Annotated in this window: 1 protein-coding gene and 2 pseudogenes; 1 reads left to right on the forward strand and 2 read right to left on the reverse strand. The window is 37.4% G+C overall.

Annotation, left to right across the window (positions count from 1 at the left end; genetic code table 11):
* Nucleotides 1-93: 93 nt before the first annotated feature.
* A pseudogene (locus NI470_RS15530) lies at nt 94-594 on the forward strand (MFS transporter); the annotation flags it as partial.
* An 82-nt stretch (nt 595-676) separates the two neighbouring features.
* Here NI470_RS15530 and NI470_RS15535 read toward each other — a convergent pair.
* Entirely contained in the window at nt 677-1,873 is a 1,197-nt protein-coding gene (locus NI470_RS15535; protein WP_005251952.1) for a PilT/PilU family type 4a pilus ATPase, read from the reverse strand.
* 577 nt (nt 1,874-2,450) lie between these two features.
* Nucleotides 2,451-2,687, reverse strand: a pseudogene (locus tag NI470_RS15540) (hypothetical protein); the annotation flags it as partial.

Here is a 2,687-nt window from a genome sequence, read left to right on the forward strand (position 1 = left end):
GTTGGACATTTGATTTCTAGAGTTATTTGCATTTCTCTATTTTATCAAAATTCAACCTGCTTTTTTTTAGCATACTTTTTGATACACCACCCTTTTTCTTATGCGAGCATCATGTCTTTTATCGCACCCTTCGCAGCCAGCAAGGATTTAATGGCCTATGCAGGTTTATTCTTTGTGGTTTTTGCGATTTCCATGATGAGCTTACGGCCGATCACCGGAAAGATTTATGATCGTAAAGGCCCGCAATATGTGATTTATCCGGCATTGCTGGCTTTTAGTTCGGGTTTATTTTTACTGAGCCAGATTCAGAACTTATGGGGATTTATGCTGGCTGCAGTCATGGTTGGTGTGGGCTTTGGTAGTGTGCAGCCGTGTATTCAAACTTTGGCGATTCAATGTGCGCCCAAGCATCGAATTGGCTATGCAACTTCAACTTTTTATACGTTTTATGACCTGGGTATTGCCATCGGTTCACTACTGATTGGTACCATCATTGCAGCTTACAGTTATCAGTTTGCTTTTATGCTATGCGGTATTTTAACCTTAAGCAGTATTGTTTATTTTAAGCTGGTGGTGCAACGTAAAACCGTCTAGTTTTATGGATTGAATCGAATAATAAATAAGATCAATAAAAAAACAGGCAGAAAATTCTGCCTGTGATTTTTTGAGCAAATATTTATTCTGACACCGAAGTATTCTCTGCTTGTTTCTCTTCCGCTTTTGGCTCTTGCATCATGGTGAATTGGGTTGCCTCTGTGGCTACGGTAGTGTCCTGTCGGTTACTTTTCAGCTTGATTTGTAAGCGCAGTTCATTGGTCGAATCGGCATTGCGCAAGGCTTCTTCATAAGAAATTTCACCCTGGTTATACAGGTCAAATAAGGCCTGGTCAAAGGTCTGCATGCCCAGTTCACGCGATTTCGCCATAATCGCTTTCAATTCGTGGAATTCACCTTTCAAAATCAGGTCAGACATCAGTGGCGTATTTAACATGATTTCAATCGCTGCACGACGGCCTTTACCATCTTGAGTACGAATCAGACGCTGTGAAATGATCGCCTTCATATTGGATGACAAATCCATTAATAGCTGGTTCCGGCGTTCTTCCGGGAAGAAGTTGATAATCCGGTCCAAAGTCTGGTTGGCATTGTTCGAGTGCAGCGTTCCCAGACACAGATGTCCAGTTTCAGCAAAAGCAATCGCGTGTTCCATGGTTTCAGTATCGCGAATTTCGCCGATCAGAATCACATCTGGTGCCTGACGCAAGGTATTTTTCAGCGCATTATGCCAGGAATGGCAGTCCACTCCGACTTCACGATGAGTAATCATGGATTTTTTATGCTTGTGCACATATTCAACCGGATCTTCTACGGTAATGATATGCCCGGCTGAATTTTCATTTCGATAGTCAATCATGGCTGCGAGTGAAGTTGATTTACCGGAACCTGTTCCTCCGACTACCAATACCAGTCCACGTTTTTCCATAATCACATGTTTCAGAGATTCCGGTAATTTCAGCTTCTGGAAATTTGGAATTTCTGCAGTAATGGTACGAATCACCATGCCAACATTAAGTTGTTGTACAAACACATTGACCCGAAAACGGGAAACACCTGGCACGGTGATGGCAAAATTGCACTCAAGTTCAGTTTCAAATTCTTTACGCTGTTTATCATTCATCAGACTGTAGGCAAACAGCTTGGTTTTTTCAGCTGTGAGTTCCTGCTGTCCAAAAGGTTTCATTAAGCCTTGATGTTTAATACTCGGTGGAAAATCAGCCGTAATAAATAAATCTGAACCGCCATATTCCACCACTTTAGTCAGCATGTGATGCATGAATTTTTTTGCTTCGTCCAACAATTCTGCCGTGAACATCTTTTCCCCCGGAAATGCACAACTGCACAAATCTCAATCTTAGATTTATGCCAAATATTTTAATTTCATTGTGCAGCGTTTTATAAATATGCTCAAATATATTTGATTTATAAAGAAAATATTTTTTAATATTTATGTGACCTACTTCAATAAAAATTAAATTAAGTAGAAGTATTCAAGCTTTTTAAAGCAACTCTGCCAAAAAAATAGGATTGTAATTTTAAAGGTTGAATTCTGTTAGACGATTCATTATTTGTCATTTTCGACATATAGAATGTTATTTTTCTTTCTTTATGATTACCAACTCCCCTATTTTTTATGTACCAATTTCGGTTCTATTAGATGTAATAATGAATTATGAAAAATAGGATAATGTTTATGAAAATTGAACAAAATCGTGGAACTTTGCTCAAATAACAGGCGTGAAACTTGGTAAATTATTAAAAAAGCCCGATTCAGCTAAGTTAGGCTTTTTATTTGACTATAAAAATATGATTTATATAAAATAAAATAGAGAATTTCGTATAACGTGTATTATGTTAATTTTAGGGAAATTTAAGAATCTCTATGCAATGGTTTATTCAATATTCTTTGATTTCTTATCTTTTAGGTTAATCAGAAATAGCCAATAACATAAGCCAGGAAATAGAGCCATAAAGATAGTCCATGTATCTGTATACATCTTCCACCACTCTTTCGAAATTTCTCCTGTGTGACTCCATCCAAAAAGAATAAAAAATGGAGTAGCAATAATTATAGAGGCAATACAGATAGTTAATAAATTAAGACTGTTATAACGATTTAAAAGAATTGA

It is taken from the genome of Acinetobacter lwoffii (assembly GCF_024129115.1).
Classification (GTDB): Bacteria; Pseudomonadota; Gammaproteobacteria; order Pseudomonadales; family Moraxellaceae; genus Acinetobacter; species Acinetobacter lwoffii_T.